This is a genomic window from Stenotrophomonas sp. STK17_22, assembly GCF_051983905.1.
GTDB classification, from domain to species: Bacteria; Pseudomonadota; Gammaproteobacteria; order Xanthomonadales; family Xanthomonadaceae; genus Stenotrophomonas; species Stenotrophomonas maltophilia_A.
In genome coordinates this window covers 322314-338373 of sequence record NZ_CP197010.1, presented here as the reverse complement: position 1 = coordinate 338373, position 16060 = coordinate 322314, and the positions used below count along the sequence as shown (strand labels likewise).

At 68.2% G+C, this 16060-nt stretch carries 17 protein-coding genes; 11 read left to right on the top strand and 6 right to left on the bottom strand.

Annotation, left to right across the window (positions count from 1 at the left end):
- Window positions 1–9: 9 nt before the first annotated feature.
- The gene (locus tag ACSYS9_RS01505; RefSeq protein ID WP_032130337.1) at window positions 10–369 is read left to right on the top strand and encodes a DUF1428 domain-containing protein; all 360 of its coding nucleotides are present in this window, start codon (window positions 10–12) and stop codon (window positions 367–369) included.
- Window positions 370–384: 15 nt separating this feature from the next.
- Here the strand turns inward: ACSYS9_RS01505 and ACSYS9_RS01500 are convergent, their stop codons facing one another.
- Together ACSYS9_RS01500 and ACSYS9_RS01495 are read right to left on the bottom strand one after the other, a co-directional pair.
- Window positions 385–1080, bottom strand: a complete 696-nt coding sequence (locus ACSYS9_RS01500; protein WP_071229376.1) for a hypothetical protein — start codon at window positions 1078–1080, stop codon at window positions 385–387.
- A gap of 107 nt (window positions 1081–1187) precedes the next feature.
- The gene (locus ACSYS9_RS01495; protein ID WP_071229377.1) at window positions 1188–2081 is read right to left on the bottom strand and encodes a histone; all 894 of its coding nucleotides are present in this window, start codon (window positions 2079–2081) and stop codon (window positions 1188–1190) included.
- 491 nt (window positions 2082–2572) lie between these two features.
- Between ACSYS9_RS01495 and ACSYS9_RS01490 the strand changes: the two genes are divergently transcribed.
- The 9 genes from ACSYS9_RS01490 to ACSYS9_RS01450 all read left to right on the top strand — a co-directional run bounded on the left by ACSYS9_RS01490 (window position 2573) and on the right by ACSYS9_RS01450 (window position 10487).
- Window positions 2573–4006, top strand: coding sequence for a Do family serine endopeptidase (locus ACSYS9_RS01490; protein WP_049421476.1), 1434 nt, complete (start codon window positions 2573–2575; stop codon window positions 4004–4006).
- 101 nt (window positions 4007–4107) lie between these two features.
- Window positions 4108–4473, top strand: coding sequence for a hypothetical protein (locus ACSYS9_RS01485; protein WP_032128158.1), 366 nt, complete (start codon window positions 4108–4110; stop codon window positions 4471–4473).
- Window positions 4474–4481: 8 nt separating this feature from the next.
- On the top strand, window positions 4482–4952 hold the full coding sequence (locus ACSYS9_RS01480; RefSeq protein WP_071229378.1) for a phage holin family protein: 471 nt from the start codon (window positions 4482–4484) through the stop codon (window positions 4950–4952).
- Window positions 4949–5416 (top strand): protein sip-5, encoded by a 468-nt coding sequence (locus ACSYS9_RS01475; protein WP_071229379.1) that lies wholly within the window; start codon window positions 4949–4951, stop codon window positions 5414–5416. Before ACSYS9_RS01480 ends, ACSYS9_RS01475 begins: the two co-directional genes overlap by 4 nt.
- A 67-nt stretch (window positions 5417–5483) precedes the next feature.
- A complete protein-coding gene (locus ACSYS9_RS01470) occupies window positions 5484–6593 on the top strand; it encodes an AI-2E family transporter (protein WP_071229380.1) in 1110 nt (369 codons plus the stop codon).
- A gap of 31 nt (window positions 6594–6624) precedes the next feature.
- The gene (locus ACSYS9_RS01465; RefSeq protein WP_032128162.1) at window positions 6625–7344 is read left to right on the top strand and encodes an HAD family hydrolase; all 720 of its coding nucleotides are present in this window, start codon (window positions 6625–6627) and stop codon (window positions 7342–7344) included.
- 3 nt (window positions 7345–7347) lie between these two features.
- The gene (locus tag ACSYS9_RS01460; RefSeq protein WP_049398105.1) at window positions 7348–8715 is read left to right on the top strand and encodes a leucyl aminopeptidase family protein; all 1368 of its coding nucleotides are present in this window, start codon (window positions 7348–7350) and stop codon (window positions 8713–8715) included.
- A 135-nt stretch (window positions 8716–8850) separates the two neighbouring features.
- Entirely contained in the window at window positions 8851–9954 is a 1104-nt protein-coding gene (locus ACSYS9_RS01455; protein ID WP_071229381.1) for a catalase family peroxidase, read from the top strand.
- On the top strand, window positions 9951–10487 hold the full coding sequence (locus ACSYS9_RS01450) for a cytochrome b (RefSeq protein WP_012509795.1): 537 nt from the start codon (window positions 9951–9953) through the stop codon (window positions 10485–10487). Before ACSYS9_RS01455 ends, ACSYS9_RS01450 begins: the two co-directional genes overlap by 4 nt.
- 627 nt (window positions 10488–11114) lie before the next feature.
- Here ACSYS9_RS01450 and ACSYS9_RS01445 read toward each other — a convergent pair.
- Genes ACSYS9_RS01445 through ACSYS9_RS01430 form a run of 4 tightly spaced genes read right to left on the bottom strand, consistent with a single transcriptional unit; the run spans window position 11115 to window position 14604 of the window.
- Complete coding sequence (locus tag ACSYS9_RS01445) at window positions 11115–11717, bottom strand: response regulator transcription factor (RefSeq protein WP_071229382.1); 603 nt, start codon at window positions 11715–11717, stop codon at window positions 11115–11117.
- Complete coding sequence (locus ACSYS9_RS01440; RefSeq protein ID WP_071229383.1) at window positions 11714–12928, bottom strand: sensor histidine kinase; 1215 nt, start codon at window positions 12926–12928, stop codon at window positions 11714–11716. Before ACSYS9_RS01440 ends, ACSYS9_RS01445 begins: the two co-directional genes overlap by 4 nt.
- Window positions 12929–12934: 6 nt before the next feature.
- A complete protein-coding gene (locus ACSYS9_RS01435; protein WP_071229384.1) occupies window positions 12935–13711 on the bottom strand; it encodes an ABC transporter permease in 777 nt (258 codons plus the stop codon).
- Window positions 13708–14604, bottom strand: a complete 897-nt coding sequence (locus tag ACSYS9_RS01430) for an ABC transporter ATP-binding protein (protein ID WP_071229385.1) — start codon at window positions 14602–14604, stop codon at window positions 13708–13710. Before ACSYS9_RS01430 ends, ACSYS9_RS01435 begins: the two co-directional genes overlap by 4 nt.
- Window positions 14605–14806: 202 nt before the next feature.
- Between ACSYS9_RS01430 and ACSYS9_RS01425 the strand changes: the two genes are divergently transcribed.
- A complete protein-coding gene (locus tag ACSYS9_RS01425; RefSeq protein ID WP_071229386.1) occupies window positions 14807–16060 on the top strand; it encodes an efflux RND transporter periplasmic adaptor subunit in 1254 nt (417 codons plus the stop codon).

Sequence of the window (16060 nt, the reverse complement as noted above, 5' to 3'; positions counted from 1 at the left end):
AGGCAGGCAATGAGCTACATCGATGGTTTCGTCCTGGCGGTGCCCACCGCCAACAAAGAGAAGTTCCTCGCCCATGCACGCACAGGGGATCCCGTTTTCATCGAGTACGGCGCGCTGCGCGTGGTCGAGTGCTGGGGTGACGACGTACCGCACGGCAAAACCACCGACTTCTTCGGCGCGGTGAAAGCCACGCCGGATGAGACGGTCGTGTTTTCCTGGATCGAATGGCCAGACAAGCCGACCCGCGACGCCGGCATGAAGAAGATGATGGAAGACCCGCGGTTTGATCCGGCGACGAATCCGATGCCGTTCGACGGCGCGCGGATGATCTACGGTGGGTTCGTGCCGCTCTACGAGCTGACGCGCTGAACCGGGCGGACGTGCTCAGCGCGCGTCCGTCTCATCGCTGGCGGAGGCATGGCCGGCGCCCAGTGCGGCGCCGGCGCCGAGGCCCATGCCGCCCATTCCGGCCCCCATTCCGCCACCGCCGCCGCCACCGCCACCACCCGCACGACCGCCCTTGGCATCGCCATCGTTGCGGCCCTTGCCACCGCCACTGGCAGCGGGCCGGGTCGGGCCCTGCGGTGGAATCTGCAGGTCGGTCGGGATGGGGGCCAGATCCAGCGCTTCGCGCACGAAGTCGCGCAGCGAGACCACCAGTTCGTGGAGGTGCACCGGCCGCCCCTGTGCCAGTTCGTTGGCCGCACGCGCGGCCAGCCGCACCTGCTCGTCGGTGCCCAGCAACAGGATGTCCGACAGTGCCGCTTCAACCGCATCGCGGATGCGGCGCGCGCGATCCGAGCGGGGTTCGGCGATGCCTTCGGCATTTTCGCGCTGGCGCAGGTCGCGGCGATGGCTGGGATCCACACCCAGTTCGCCAGTGAACGACCCGCCCAGGGTCTTGTAGGCCGCCATCAGCGTGCGCAGCCGTTCGTTGATCTGCCGGTTCTCGCGCTCGCGGCGCTGTTGCAGGGTCTGCATCACCAGCAGGCGGATGCCCACGCCCAGCAGGGTGATCAGGACCAGGCCGGCCAACGTGGACAGCACGCCCTGCCAGGAACTGAAGTCGATACCACGCATGCCCGGGGCTCCTGCAGGAAGAACCTGCATCTTGCCCCAGACCGTGCCCCAGAAACGCGAAAGGCCCCACCACCCGTTGGGTGGCAGGGCCTTCGGTCACGGCGCGATTACTTGCGCTTGGCGACCTTGCGCACGGCCTTCTTGGCCGGAGCCTTCTTGGCGGCGACCTTCTTCAGCGGCGCAGCCTTCTTGGCGACCGTCTTGCGGGTGGCGGCAACCTTCTTGCCCACCGCCTTCTTGGCAACGGCGGTCTTCTTGCCGACAACCTTCTTGGCAGCAGCGGTCTTCTTGCCGACGGCCTTCTTGGAGACAGCAGCCTTCTTGCCGACAACCTTCTTGGCGGCCGCGGTCTTCCTGGTGGCGACCTTCTTGGTAGCGGCAACCTTCTTGCCGACAACCTTCTTGGCAGCCACGGCCTTCTTGCCAGCGACCTTCTTGGCGGCGACGGTCTTCTTGGCCACGGCCTTCTTGGCGGTGGCGACCTTCTTGCCGACAACCTTCTTGGCGGCCGCGGTCTTCTTGGCAACGGTCTTCTTCGCGACGGCGGCCTTCTTGGTGGCAGCCTTCTTCACGGTAGCGACCTTCTTGCCAGCAGCCTTGGTGGCAGCCTTGGTGGTCTTCTTGGCAGCGGCGGCCTTCTTGGTCACGGCCTTGCCTGCAGCCGCCTTCTTCTTGGCCACTTCCTTCTTCAGGGCAGCGGCTTCGGCCTTGGCGTTCTTCTTGGCGGCTTCCAGCTTCTTCTTGGCGTTGGCAACAGTCTTGCCGACCGACTTGGCAGCCTTCTCGGCCTTCTTGGCAACGGTCTTCTCGACCTTCGCCACGGCCTTCTTGGCCTTGGCAACGCGGGTGCCGGCAGCCTTGGTGGCGCGCTTGACGGTCTTCTTGACCGACTTCACTGCGTCTTCGGCAGCGTGGGCGATGGTCTCGCCAACGTTGGTGGCGGTTTCTTTGACGTTCTCGACGGCGTCGGTCACGACCGACACACCATTACCGTTGCTCATGTTGCCCTCCTGCGGGCCTTAAGTATCAAAACGGGGCGATGCTATACCGACATTGACGATCGTGGAACGGGGCATGCGCCCGCAATCGCATCTGCTGCGACGGTAATGGTGTAGCCCAGCACCCTCTCGAGCACAGTGGGTTGACAGGAAACCCCTTTTTTTCAGTGCTGCGCCGCACGGTGCGGGTAGCGGCAGGTGCTGCCTGCGCGCACCTGCCAGAGTGCTGCGAAAGGCATGCGATATGGCGCATCGCGGCACCAGGATGCGCAGAACTGCGCAAGTATCGGCCTGTATCCACACGCGCTTCGGCAGACGTCGGCACATTGCGAAGCACGCCCGACGTTGTCGCCACCGCCCCACAGATGGCGACGCCGACCCGCGTTCCGGGCGCCCGGTTTTCATGGCGCATTTATCCAGATCGCGACACACTCATTCAGCTTGTTTTACCGTAGGGCCGAACCGCCCCCACCCACGCCAGCGAACCGACTCCCATGCGACCGCTTCCCACCCTGCTCACGCTCGCAATCGCCGCCGCCTTCGGTGGCTTCGTTGCCACCGGCATCAATGCCCACCTGGACAACCGCGCCGACGCCGCGCCGCTGCCTGCGGTACTGCCGACCACGGCGGCATTGCCGGCCTCGGTGGCCGGACAGGCGGTGCCGTCGCTGGCACCGATGCTGGAGAAGGCGATGCCGGCCGTGGTCAGCGTCAACACCAAGCAGGTGGTGCGCGTGCGCAACCCCTTCTTCAACGACCCGTTCTTCCGCCGCCTGTTCCCGGACATCCCGCAGGAACGCATCAACGAATCGCTGGGCTCGGGCGTGATCATCGACGCCAAGGAGGGCCTGGTGCTGACCAACCACCACGTCATCGACAACGCCGATGACGTGCAGGTGACACTGGCCGACGGGCGCACGGTCAAGGCCGAGTTCCTCGGTTCGGACCGCGATACCGACATCGCGCTGATCCGCATCCCGGCGCAGAACCTGACCGACATCAAGCTCGGCAACAGCGACCAGCTTCGGGTCGGTGACTTCGTGGTGGCCATCGGCAACCCGTTCGGCTTCAGCCAGACGGTCACCTCCGGCATCGTCTCGGCGGTGGGCCGCAGCGGCATCCGCGGGCTGGGCTACCAGAACTTCATCCAGACCGATGCGTCGATCAACCCGGGCAACTCCGGTGGCGCGCTGGTCGACCTGCAGGGCCAGCTGGTCGGCATCAATACCGCCAGCTTCAACCCGCAGGGCAGCATGGCCGGCAACATCGGCCTGGGCCTGGCGATCCCCTCCAACCTGGCGCGCAGCGTGGTCGACCAGCTGGTAAAGCACGGCGTAGTGGTGCGCGGCACGCTGGGCGTGGAGAGCCAGAACCTGACCGCGCAGATCGCGCAGGGGTTGGGCCTGGGCGAAACGCGGGGTGCGCTGATCACCCGCGTGCTGGCCGGTTCGGCCGCTGCGACCGCCGGCCTGAAGCCGGGCGACGTGGTGGTCTCGGCCAACGGCCAGCGCGTGGACAGCGCAGAAGCCCTGCACAACGTGGAAGGCCTGGCGGCGGTCGGCAGCACGCTGACGCTGGACGTGCGCCGCGAGGGCAAGCCGCTGCAGATCAAGGCAACCTTGAAGGAACAGGCGCGCGCGGTCACCGGCGAGAGCCTGGACCCGCGCCTGACCGGGGCCACCTTCGTCGACCTGCCCGAGTCGCTGCGCCAGTCCGGTGTCGGTGGCGTGCTGGTCAGCGAGGTCAAGCGCGGCAGCCGCGCGGCCACCAACGGCCTGCAGCAGGGCGACATCATCACCGATGCCACCGTGGGCGAATTCGCCGACCTGGCCAGCTGGCGCGCCAACTTCCAGCAGCGCCCGCCGACCCTGGTGATACGCGTGCTGCGCAACAATGGCCAGCAGCAGGGCCAGCTCGTGATGCGCTGATCGCCCTGCCGTAACACCCCCTATACCCCGGCAATGCTATTGCTGTCAGTCCAGGTCGGCACCGCCGACTCCCGTTCCCCCATCGCAACAGGAGTGATTCGATGAGCCCCACCAATACCGAGAACCTGAAGGAACACCTGGGTGAAGCCGGTTCCCATCTGAAGCAGGCCGCGTCGGCCGCCGGCGGTGCAATCAAGGGTGCAACCGGCGCAGCCGGCGACGAACTGCGCATCGGCAAGGCCAACGTCAAGGCTGAACTGTCCGACAGCGCGCTGTCCGGCCTGGCCGCCGCCGAGTTTGGTGGTGCAGCCGCCAAGGAACAGGTCGACGCGCTGATGGACAAGGGCAAGGACCTGATCGACAGCGCCGCTGAGCTGATCCGTGAACGTCCGCTGGCCTCGTTCGGTGTCGCCTTCGCTGCCGGCTGGATCATCGCCAAGCTGGCCCGCGGCAGTAGCGACAAGTAAGCCGCGGCGTGAGCGAAGACAACGCGCAAGCGCCTGATCCGGCGGCTACCCCGCCGCTGGATGAGAGCATCCGCCAGGTCGGCGCGGCCGGTCGTGCCGCTACCGATTCTGCCAAGCACACGCTGCGCTCGCTGCGCCGGTTGGCCTCGGCCGACTTCGCGCTGGCGCGTAGTGCATTCGGTCGCGCGCTGGCCTGGGCCGGCGTGGCGATCGTGTTCGGTGCCTCGGCCTGGCTGCTGATGGCCGCCACCCTCATCGCCCTGCTGCAGAGCTGGGGCCTGAGCTGGCTGCAGGCGCTGCTGATCACCTCGCTGCTGAGCCTGGCCGTCACCGGTTATGCGATCTGGCGGGTGTCCTACTTCTTCCACCACACCGGCATGCACGCTACCCGGCGCCAGCTGTCACGCCTGGGCCTGTTCGACGAACCCAGCGAAGACGATCCCGATGCCGAAGTGCAGCTGCCCGAGGGCAAGCCATGAAGTTCGGCGCGCTGCAACGGCGTGTGAAACGCTGCGAACAAGTGGTGACCGTGCGCCTGGGCGAAACCCAGGACCACTGGTCCACGCTCAGCGACGTCTGGCGAAAGGGCTGGTCGCCGCTGCGCATCGTGGTGGTCGGCCTGGCCGGTGGCTTCATCGCCGGCAAGCTGGAAGTGCCGGGCAAGGTCAACGGTGCCCGCTGGCTGCAAATGGTGGGTTCGGTCTCGAACCTGTTCGCCAGTGCACAGGCGGCGTTCGCCACGGCGATGGCGGCGCAGGCCGCAGCCACTGCCGACGACGCGGCTGAGGAAGCCGACGAAGCCAGCGAACAGGCACAGGCGGCGGCCTCCGCTGCCGAGCCACGGCCGGCACCGGCTCCACGTTCCGTGCCGGAGCCAGAACCGGAACCGGACCTGCGCGGACCGCGTCCGGCCGAAGCGGCTACCGAGCTGTCCGAACGTTGATCCATGGAATCCGCCGCGCCGATCGCGGCCGGCGGATAATGCGCTCCCCTTCCCGGTTGGTGCGTCGATGAGCGAGTCCCTCCTGTCCCCGTCACCGGCCGGCCCCGAACAGCCCGACGCCCCGTTGCCGCCACCGTCGCGTCCGCGCGGACCGATGTCGCTGGTGGTGCTGGCGACCCTGGCGGTGGGCTACACGCTGTGGGCGGCACAGGACATCATCCTGCCGGTGCTGCTGGCGATGTTCTTCGCACTGGTCGGCAATCCGATCCTGCGCCTGCTGCAGAAGCTGTGGATTCCGCGTGCGCTGGCCGCTCTGCTGATCCTCGGCGCGGGCCTGGGCGTGACCGGTTCGCTGGCGGTGCAGTTGATCGGCCCGGCAATGGAATGGGCACAGGAAGCACCGCAGCAGCTGCGCAAGATCGCCCGCCAGGTGCAGGACCTGACCAAGCCGGTGCAGCAGGCCAACCAGGCTGCGGAGAACTTCGCCCGTGTTGCCGGTGGCGACAGCAACCGCAAGGTGCAGGTGATCCGCGCCCAGCTCGATGACCCGTACCGCATGTTGACCCGTGCGCCGCGGCTGGCCGCCTCGGTGCTGGCGGTGGTGCTGCTGACCCTGTTCTTCATGATCTACGGGCAGAGCCTGCAACGCGCGGCGATCGCCCTGTTCCCGAACCGTCAGCAGCAGCGCTTCACCAGTGACATCCTGCGTTCGATCGAGCGCGAGGTGTCGCGCTATGTGCTGACCATCAGCGTGATCAACACCCTGGTCGGGCTGGTGTTCGCCGGCGTACTGATGCTGCTCGGCATCGGCCTGCAGGAAGCGTTGCTGTGGGGCACGGTGGCCGCACTGCTGAATTTCGCTCCGTATGTGGGTCCGTTGATCGGCGTGGCGCTGATGCTGCTGATGGGCTTCGTGGAATTCCGCGACCCGCTGCAGGCCCTGCTGCCAGCCGCCGCCTACCTGGGCCTGCACACCCTGGAAGGGCAGATGGTGACCCCGATCGTGCTGGGCCGTCGCATGAAACTGTCGCCACTGGTGCTGATCCTGGCGCTGATGGTGTTCGGCTGGGCCTGGGGCATGATCGGCCTGCTGCTGGCGGTGCCGCTGCTGGTCTGCATCAAGCTGGTGCTGGCGCGGCTGGACGGGATGCAGGGCTGGGCGCGTCTGCTGGAATGAAAGCCCGCGCGGGCAGGGGTAGAATGGCGGGGTGAATTTCCCCGTCCAAGCCATCACCCTCGACCTTGACGACACGCTGTGGCCGTTCGCTCCGATCGGCGCCCGCATCGACCTGGTCCTGCACGAGTGGATGCGTGAACACAGCCCCGCCACGGCCGAGATGTATCCGGTGGCGGCGATGCGCGAACTGCGCGAGCGCCTGTACCACGCCCATCCGCACCTCCATCACGACCTGAGCGCACTGCGCCGGCTGACCCTGCACGAAGCGCTGCACACCAGTGGTGCCAGCCTGGATCTGCTGGAGCCGGCGTATGACGTGTTCTTCGCCGCGCGCAACCAGGTCGAGTGCTACCCCGATGCGATCGACGCACTGGCGCGGATTGCCGCGCGGGTGCCGGTGGCGGCGCTGAGCAACGGCAATGCCGATCTGGAGCGGATCGGCCTGGCCCATCATTTCGCCTTCCAGCTGGGCGCGCGCGAACACGGCGCGGCCAAGCCGGAGGCGAGCATCTTCCACGCCGCCTGCGCCCGCCTGGGTGTTGCGCCGGCGCAGGTACTGCACGTCGGCGACCACGCCGAAATGGACGTGGCCGGGGCGATCGCCGCCGGCCTTCGCGGCTGCTGGATCAACCGCGAAGCAGCCACCTGGACCCATCCGCAGCTGCAGCCGGACCTGCAGTTCGACACCCTCACCGGCCTGGCCGACTGGTTGGATGCCAACCTCGACGCTGCCGCACCCCGGAGTACCTGACGCATGAGCGAGATCACTGGTTTCACTGCCGACACCGCCGCAGCACTGCCGCTGTACGTGCTGGACCGCGAGCAGTTCGCGTCCTGGAAGGACGGCCAGCCAGCCGCCACCCAGGCATGGCTGGCGTCGCAGGGCTTCACCGCCGGTGCCTTCACCACGGCGTTGCTGCCCGGCGCCGATGGCCTGGCCGGTGCGGTGATCGGCGTGGGTGATCGTGGCGATGCCTACAGCTACTCGCATGCCCCGCATGCCCTGCCGGAAGGCAGCGTGTGGCAGCTGGCCAGCGAACTGCCGGCCGCCGAACTGGCGCTGCTGCAGCTGGGCTGGGGCCTGGGCAGCTACCGCTTCGATCGCTACCGCAAGCGCCACCGTGCACCGGCACGCCTGGTGGCTGAGCCGACCGGCGAAGTGGCCGACCTGATCGCCGCCAGCCTGCGCGTGCGCGACTGGGTCAACACCCCGACCGAAGACATGGGTCCGCAGCAGCTGGAAGACGCCGCGCGCGCGCTGGCCGATGCGCACGGTGCGCAGGTCGAGGCGATCACCGGCGATGAACTGCTGAAGCAGAACTTCCCGGCCATCCATGCCGTCGGCCGCGCCTCGCACCGCGCACCGCGCCTGGTCGTGCTGCGCTGGGGCAAGGACACCGATCCGGCACTGGTGCTGGTCGGCAAGGGCGTGTGCTTCGATACCGGCGGCCTGGACATCAAACCGGCCGACGGCATGCGCAACATGAAGAAGGACATGGGCGGTGCCGCGCATGCACTGGCCCTGGCCGGCCTGGTGATGGCGCGCGGCCTGCCGGTGCGCCTGACCCTGCTGGTGCCGGCGGTGGAAAACGCGATCGGCCCCGATGCCTTCCGCCCGGGCGAAGTGATCGCCACCCGCAAGGGCCTGAGCGTGGAGATCGACAACACCGACGCCGAAGGCCGCGTGATCCTGTGCGATGCGCTGACCTTCGCCAGCGAGCAGAAACCGGACCTGGTGCTGGACTTCGCCACCCTTACCGGCGCTGCGCGCATCGCGCTGGGCCCGGACCTGCCGGCGCTCTTCAGCAACGACGACAGCGTGGCCCAGCAGTGGCTGCAGGCCGGCGACGCGACCCGCGACCCGGTCTGGCGCATGCCGCTGTGGCGCCCCTACCTGCGTTACCTGAGCAGCGGCATCGCCGACCTGGCCAACGCCGGTTCGCGCATGGCCGGCTCGGTCACCGCCGCGCTGTACCTGGAACGCTTCCTGGAAGACGGCCAGCGCTGGGCACATCTGGACGTGTATGCCTGGAACGACGGCGAACGCCCGGGCCGGCCGGCTGGCGGCGAAGCGCTGGCGCTGCGCTCGGCGTGGGCGATGCTGAAGCAGCGCTACAGCTGATCGGGTGGGTGCCGACCTTGGTCGGCACGCCGTCCCCGGCAAACTTGACGAAAAATTGAATACCGGGCCTGGAAGGGTTCTGCGAGGATGTGTGGGTCGACCACCCACACGCTCCGTGAAGGCAGGACTCCGACCATGTCGCTCTTCCGCTACACCCGCGCCGGCCAGACAGCGGGCGCGCCGCGCAAGCATTCCCCACTGCTCTGGATCGCACTGATCGCACTCATTCTGGGTGCGGTGGCGCTGGCCTTCGCCTGGTTGGCCGGCTGGATTGGCGGCCGCCTGACCGCGCAGCGCTTCACCGACACCATCGAGGCCACCGGCCCGGCCCATCCGGGCTTCCGCCGTGCGCACAGCAAGGGCGTGTGTGTAAGCGGTTGGTTCGAACCCAGTGCGCAGGCCCCCACCCTGTCCAGCGCCCGCGTGTTCTCGCAGCGCCGCGTGCCGGTGATGGGTCGCCTGTCGATCGGCGGCGGCGACCCGTACGGCGCCGACAACACCGCGCGCGTACGCAGCCTCGCGGTGCAGATGGTCAGCGATGATGGCCAGGAATGGCGCATGGCGATGAACAGCTTCCCGTTCTTCGCCGTGCCCAACGCCGAGGCGTTCTACGCGCAGACGCGCGCCTCCATCCCGGACCCGGCCACCGGCAAGCCCGACCCGCAGAAAATGGCCGCGGTGCTGGCGAAATACCCCAGTGCACAAGCGTTCCAGCAGTGGGCCAAGACCGCGCCGTGGACCAGCAGCTGGGCTGACACCACCTTCAACAGCGTCAACAGCTTCTGGTTCACCAACGCGCAGGGCCAGAAACGCGCGGTGCGCTGGCGCTGGCAGCCGCAGGCGCCGGTGGTCGAGATGGATGCGGAAACGCGCAAGAACGCCAGCGTCGATTTCCTCAGCCAGGAACTGCAGCAGCGCCTGGCCAGCGGCCCGGTGCGCTGGAACCTGGTCGTGACCACCGCCGAGCCCGGCGATGCCATCGATGATCCGTCGGTACCGTGGCCCGAATCGCGTGATCAGGTGGTGGCCGGCGTGCTCAGCCTGGACCGCCTGCAGTCGCAGGAAGAAGGCGCCTGCGGCCAGATCAACTTCGATCCGCTGATCCTGCCCAGTGGCGTGCGTGGCAGTGACGATCCGATCCTGGCCGCCCGCTCGGCGGTGTATTCGCAGTCCTTCAACCGCCGCGAACGCGAGCGCGCCACCGGCAACGTCGAGCAACCGAAGGAGGCCGCAAGATGAGCACCGGCAACGGCCACTTCAACCTGCTCGCGCGCGTGCTGCACTGGTCCATGGCACTGATGATCATCGCCATGCTGTTCATCGGCGTGACTATGGTCGCTTCGTTGCATCTGCGGCCGATGCTGATCGATCTGCATCGCCCGTTGGGCATCGCCATCGGCGTACTGGTGCTGCTGCGCCTGTACAACCGGCTGCGCCATCGCCCGCCACCGCTGCCGGCGGATCTGCCGGTATGGCAGGTGATGGCGGCCAAAGCCTCGCACTGGATGCTGTATGCACTGATGCTGGCAATGCCACTGATCGGCTGGGCGATGCTGTCGGCCGGCGGTTACCCGATCGTGCTGTGGGGCGGCCTGCACCTGCCGCCGATCGTGCCGCATACCCCGGCGCTGTATGCCGCGTTGCGCAATGCGCACAGCCTGCTGGCGTATGTGTTGTTCGCCACGGTGCTGATGCATGTGGGTGCGGCGCTGTTCCACCTGTGGGTGCGGCGTGATGGGGTGTTCCAGGCGATGGCGCGCGGGAAGGATTGAAAGGGTTCGCCGGGTGTTCCCGGCGGATCGTTTCCGCGACCGCGGAGGGTGTCGCTTTTCTTTTCACGCGAAAAGAAAAGTAACCAAAAGAAACGCGCCGCCAGAGCGCGAGCCGGTGCTGCGCACCGGTGCCCTGTGCTTCTCGGTGAATCAGGGGACGGCGCCGAACTCGCTGCGCTCAAACACCGGCGCCTCTTCGCCCCTGATTCCCCTGCGATGCTCGGCTCGCTCAAGGCGGACCCAAGGTCAAATGCCACAGCTGCACCCAGTAGATCCACGCCATGCGTGGATGCTCTAGCTGTTGATCTTGCCCTTCAAGTCCGCCTTGAGCGAGCCGAGCACCGCAGGTCCGGCGAGGGCGAAGAGGTGCGGGTGTCTGAGCGCAGCGAGTTCCCGCACCGTCCCTCGACGGACCGAGGAGCGCAGGGCACCGGCGTGCGAAGCGCGCCGGCTCGCGGCCGGCGGAGCGTTTCTTTGGTTCCTTTCTTGATGGCGCACATCCATGTGCGCCACCCTGCGGGCCGGCTACGCCGTTCCACGCTGCTCCTGCAGCGTGGTGCACGAGCAAAGAAAGTGACACCCACCCGCGGTCGCGGAAACGATATCATTGGGAACAGCAGGCCGCCCCTACAACCACCCCTTCTGCCGCGCCAGCCGATACGCCTCGATCCGATTGGCCACGCCCAGCTTGCCGATGCACTCGGACAGGTAGTTGCGCACCGTACCGTGCGACAACCCCAGCTGCTCGGCGATCTCACTGGCGGTGCGGCCCTCGCCCGCCAGCCGCAGCACGCGGCGTTCGCGGTCGGTCAGCGGGTCGGCCTGCGACCACGCATCCAGTGCCAGCTGCGGGTCGATCGCGCGGATGCCCTGCTTCACCTTGCGCAGGGTATCGGCCAGGTTCTCGGCCGGTGCGTCCTTCAGCAGGTAGCCCAGCACGCCCGCCTCCAGCGCACGGCGCAGGAAGCCGGCACGGGCGAAGGTGGTCACGATCACCACCTTGATCGGCAGCTCCTGGCGGGCGATGCGCTGCGCCAGTTCCAGACCGGACAAGCCGGGCATCTCGATGTCGGTCACGAGGATGTCCGGCTGCAGCTGCTGCAACATCCGCCAGGCGGCCTCGCCATCGGCAGCACTGCCCAGCACTTCGATGTCCGGCTCCAGGCCCAGCAGCGCCGACAGTGCGCCGCGCACCATGGCCTGGTCTTCGGCCAGCAGGATGCGGATCATGCGGCACCGTCCTGCGCCAACGACGTGGGCGACAGCGGCGTGGTCGCGGCCATCAACGGCACGCGTACCGTCAGCACGGTGCCCGCCCCGCGCGGCGACTGCAGCGTCAACTGGCCACCCAGTGCTGCGGCCCGCTCACGCATGCCACTCAACCCATTGCCCTCGGCCTGCACGCCGCCACGGCCGTCATCGCGTATCTGCATCGCCAACTGTCGTTCCTCAAGCATGAAATCCACCTGCACCCGGGTCGCCTGCGCATGGCGCACGATGTTGGTCGCCGCCTCGCGCAGCACCAACGCCAGCCCGCGCTCCACCTCCACCGGCATCGCAGGTGGCGTCGTGTACTGCAGATGCACCTGCTGGCATTCCAGCAGCAGGCGCGCCGATGCCAGCTCGCCAGCAAGGTCGCTGGCGCGGATGCCGGTCACTGCACTGCGCACCTGTGCCAGCGCTTCGCGTGCAATGTCCTCGGCCTCGCCGATCTCCTGCCGTGCACGCGCGTCATCGCGATCGTAGAGCTTGCGTGCCAGCTCCAGCTTCAGCGTGATCAGCGACAGCGTGTGCCCCAGCAGGTCGTGCAGGTCGCGGCCGATACGCTCGCGCTCGGCGGTGGTGGCCAGTCGCCGCACCTCGTCCTGGGACAGCTGCAGGGCAACGTCGCGCTGCTGGCTCAGGGCCTCCACGTTCACCACCAGCCCGACGATGAACGACACCGCCGGCATCCACACCATGGCCTGCCACGGATAGCCGAAGTACAGCGCGGTGCCGCAGAACAGCAGGTTCAGCGCGGTCAGCTGCAGCAGGTACGCCCACCAGCTGCTGCGCCCGCTCATGCGGATCATCACGCAGCCGAACACGAAGTAGCTCAGTCCCGAGGGGTACCAGGGCAGCAGTACCAGGGCCAGCACGATCATGCCCAGCGCATAGCGCCACCCATGGTGCCGTGGCGACAGCATCACCCTGGCATAGAGCAGCAGGAACAACGGATAGCTGAGCAGGGTCAGCAGCAGCCAGCGCAGCGTGAAGCCATTGCCCAGCACCGGGGTGAGGAAGATCCATACCGACCACAGCAGGTGGATCGCTCCGCTCCAGGGCGACTTGCCACGTCGCAGCAGTTCGGCCACGGCCGAATCCGGCGCAGGGCGCAGCAGGGACGCAAGCCAGCTCGACGACACGAGAGAATCCAGGCGGGGACGATCGCTGCCGATCATGCCAGTTCAGCCGATCCGGCGCAGGCGGCGGCGCGCCAGCAGCAGCGCGACCACGGTGACCGCCAGCAGCACCAGCAGGTGGCCGGCCACGCTGCCCACTGCCGGCAGCCCGACCACCGGCAGCGCCAGCTGCGCCAGATGCCAGGTCGGCCACAGTGGGGCCATCGTCGAGAACAGCGTGGGCAGCGCCGACAGCGGCAGCCACAGGCCCGACAGCAGGGCCAGCGGCAGGTAGACCAGGTTGACCATCGCCGGTGCCGCGCTGGCACTGACATGGCTGCCGATCAGCAGGCCAATCGCCCCCAGCGGCAGCGCCGCCAGGCCCGCCACCGCCAGCAGCTGCACCATCTGCAACGCCTGCAGCTGCACGCCACCGAGCACGCGCGCGACGCCGATCAGCAGCAACGCCACCAGCAGCGCGAACATCACCGCCATCGCCAGCCGTGCCAGCAGCGGTGCCGCCGCCGGCATCGGCAGCGCGCGCTTGAGAGTCAGCAGGCCGCCTTCACGATCCAGCGCCAACTGCACGCCGAAGCCGAACAGGGCCGGGGCCATCGCGCCGAACACGCAGTAGGTGGCCAACAGGTACAACGGCGCATGACCGCGCCCCAGCAGCACGCCGAACAGCAGATAGAACAGCACCGGGAACAGCAGCGAGGGCACCGCGAACGCCGGCGTGCGCCAGGCCCGGCGCAGTTCGGCCTGCAGCTCGGCGCGGTAGGGGCGCAGTACGCGGCGCCATGAGGCTGCTGGCGCGCTGGCGGTACGGATCAGGGTGTTCATGCGGCCTCCCGGGTCAGATCGAGGAAGGCGTCGGCCAGCGCCGCGCCCTGTACTTCCAGTTCGCGCAGCTGCGCATCGGCGGCCAGCAGGCGCGCCACCACAGGCTCGGCCGGGCTCGCCAGCAGCTGCAGGTGCTCGGCGTCGCGCTGCACCTCCTGCACGCCCGGCCACTGCTGCACGTCCGCAATGGGCAACCCGCTGCGGCAGCGGATGCGGCGCGGCCGATCGGCCAGGCGCAGCTCGCTCAGCGGCGCGTCGGCCAGCACCCGGCCCTGCTCCAGCACCACCACCTGCAGCGCCAGCGCTTCGGCTTCCTCCAGGTAATGGGTGGTCAGCAGCACACCACAGCCTTCGGCCACCAGCTGCCGGATCGCCTGCCACATCGCCTGCCGCGCCTGGATGTCCAGGCCGGTGGTGGGCTCGTCCAGGAACAGCACTCGCGGGCGGCCACACAGCGCGATGGCGAACTGCACGGCGCGCTGCTGGCCACCTGACAGCTGGCCGTAGCGGCGGCGCGCGAGCGCCTGCAGGCCAGCACGCTGCAGCACCTCCTGCAACGGCATCGGGTCGGGATAGCAGGCGCTGGCCTGCGCCACCAGTTCGTCCACCTGCAGCATCGGCGGCAGGCTGGTGCTCTGCAGCATCACGCCCAGGCCGATACGGCTGGCGCGCTGCTGCGGGTCAGCGCCAAGCAGCTCGACCTGTCCGGCGTCGGCGCGGCGCAGGCCCAACAACACGCTGATCGCGGTACTCTTGCCGGCACCGTTGCGGCCCAGCAGCGCCAGCACTTGGCCAGCGCGTACCTGCAGGTCGATGCCATGCAGGGCGGTACGGTCGCGGTAACGCACCTGTACCTGCTGCAGGCGGGCCAGCGACGGGGCGATCGGATCCATGGGCGGTACCGGTAGCGGGGACGTTGCCATCCTGTGCCGCCGTGGTCACATTTCGCAGTTGCCGCCGTCAGTGTCATCGGGTGACAGCTGTCACTGCCGTCATCGCTGTGCCTGCCTTCATGCTGTGCCGCACGCTCCACCGCCGGAACCGCCGCCGTCCGCTCTTCCGGCCACACCCGCCCGAACGTCTGTGATGGAACGAATGAACGCTTCTGCCGAGCTGTTGAAGGAACTCCGTATCGACCGCAAGTCCCCGCCGCCCGCCTCCGGAGGGAGTGGCAGTGGTGGTGGCCGCCGCTGGCTGTGGATCGCGATCATCGTGGTCGTGCTGCTGGTCGCCGCCGTCGTCGCCTTCCTGTTCGGGCGTGCGCCGGTGGTGGAGGTGGAAACCGCACCCGCCGTGGCCATCCAGCAGGGCAGCGCCAGCAGTTCGGTGCTCGATGCCAGCGGCTACGTGGTCGCCCGGCGCATGGCCACGGTCTCGGCCAAGATCACCGGCAAGGTGCGCGAGGTGATGATCGAGGAAGGCATGCGCGTGGAGCAGGGCCAGATCATGGCCACGCTGGACCCGATCGATGCCGACGCGCAGCGTAGCCTGTATGCCTCGCAGCTGCAGGCCGCACGCAGCCAGGTGGCCGGTCTGGAGGCACAGCAGAAGCAGGCCGCCGCCGAAGCCAGCCGCCTGCAGGCACTGGTCGGCCAGCAGCTGGTGTCGCGCTCGCAGTACGACCAGGCGGTGGCCCAGCGCGACAGCCTGCGGGCACAGCTGGACACCGCACAGCGCAACGTCAAGGTGGCCAACGACCAGCTGGCCATCGCCGACCTGGGCGTGGACAACAACATCGTGCGCGCGCCGTTCTCCGGCGTGGTCACCGCCAAGGCTGCGCAGCCCGGCGAAATCGTTTCGCCGCTGTCGGCCGGCGGCGGCTTCACCCGCACCGGCATCGGCACCATCGTCGACATGGACTCGCTGGAGATCGAAGTCGAGGTCGGCGAAGCCTTCATCGGCCGCGTGCAGCCGAAGATGCCGGTGGAAGCCACGCTCAATGCCTACCCGGAATGGAAGATTCCCGGCGAGGTCATCGCCATCATCCCCACCGCCGACCGCGGCAAGGCCACGGTGAAGGTGCGCGTGGCGCTGAAGGTGAAGGACCCGCGCATCGTGCCGGAGATGGGCGTGCGGGTCAGCTTCCTGGAGCAGGCGCAGCCGCAGGCGGCCGCCAAGCCGCAGGGCGTGCGCGTGCCGGCGGGCGCCGTGGTGCAGCGCGAGAGCGTCTCGGTGGCCTTCGTGCTGGGTGATGAGAACCGCGTACAGCAGCGCACGGTCGAGGCCGGCCAGGCGATGGGCAAAGACCGCCAGATCCTCAAGGGCGTGAGCGCGGGTGAATCGGTGGTGGTCAACCCGCCGGACACCCTGCGCGACGGCGCCAAGGTGCAACAGAAACAAGCGCAGTAA

Excerpts from the sequence above, each read along its gene's own strand:
- ACSYS9_RS01475 (WP_071229379.1), top strand. The coding sequence starts at position 4,949 with ATGAAGTTCGGCGCGCTGCAACGGCGTGTGAAACGCTGCGAACAAGTG.
- ACSYS9_RS01485 (WP_032128158.1), top strand. The coding sequence starts at position 4,108 with ATGAGCCCCACCAATACCGAGAACCTGAAGGAACACCTGGGTGAAGCC.
- ACSYS9_RS01490 (WP_049421476.1), top strand. The coding sequence starts at position 2,573 with ATGCGACCGCTTCCCACCCTGCTCACGCTCGCAATCGCCGCCGCCTTC.
- ACSYS9_RS01455 (WP_071229381.1), top strand. The coding sequence starts at position 8,851 with ATGTCGCTCTTCCGCTACACCCGCGCCGGCCAGACAGCGGGCGCGCCG.
- ACSYS9_RS01460 (WP_049398105.1), top strand. The coding sequence starts at position 7,348 with ATGAGCGAGATCACTGGTTTCACTGCCGACACCGCCGCAGCACTGCCG.
- ACSYS9_RS01445 (WP_071229382.1), bottom strand. The coding sequence starts at position 11,717 with ATGATCCGCATCCTGCTGGCCGAAGACCAGGCCATGGTGCGCGGCGCA.
- ACSYS9_RS01450 (WP_012509795.1), top strand. The coding sequence starts at position 9,951 with ATGAGCACCGGCAACGGCCACTTCAACCTGCTCGCGCGCGTGCTGCAC.
- ACSYS9_RS01440 (WP_071229383.1), bottom strand. The coding sequence starts at position 12,928 with ATGATCGGCAGCGATCGTCCCCGCCTGGATTCTCTCGTGTCGTCGAGC.
- ACSYS9_RS01500 (WP_071229376.1), bottom strand. The coding sequence starts at position 1,080 with ATGCGTGGTATCGACTTCAGTTCCTGGCAGGGCGTGCTGTCCACGTTG.
- ACSYS9_RS01430 (WP_071229385.1), bottom strand. The coding sequence starts at position 14,604 with ATGGATCCGATCGCCCCGTCGCTGGCCCGCCTGCAGCAGGTACAGGTG.
- ACSYS9_RS01505 (WP_032130337.1), top strand. The coding sequence starts at position 10 with ATGAGCTACATCGATGGTTTCGTCCTGGCGGTGCCCACCGCCAACAAA.
- ACSYS9_RS01425 (WP_071229386.1), top strand. The coding sequence starts at position 14,807 with ATGAACGCTTCTGCCGAGCTGTTGAAGGAACTCCGTATCGACCGCAAG.
- ACSYS9_RS01495 (WP_071229377.1), bottom strand. The coding sequence starts at position 2,081 with ATGAGCAACGGTAATGGTGTGTCGGTCGTGACCGACGCCGTCGAGAAC.
- ACSYS9_RS01470 (WP_071229380.1), top strand. The coding sequence starts at position 5,484 with ATGAGCGAGTCCCTCCTGTCCCCGTCACCGGCCGGCCCCGAACAGCCC.
- ACSYS9_RS01435 (WP_071229384.1), bottom strand. The coding sequence starts at position 13,711 with ATGAACACCCTGATCCGTACCGCCAGCGCGCCAGCAGCCTCATGGCGC.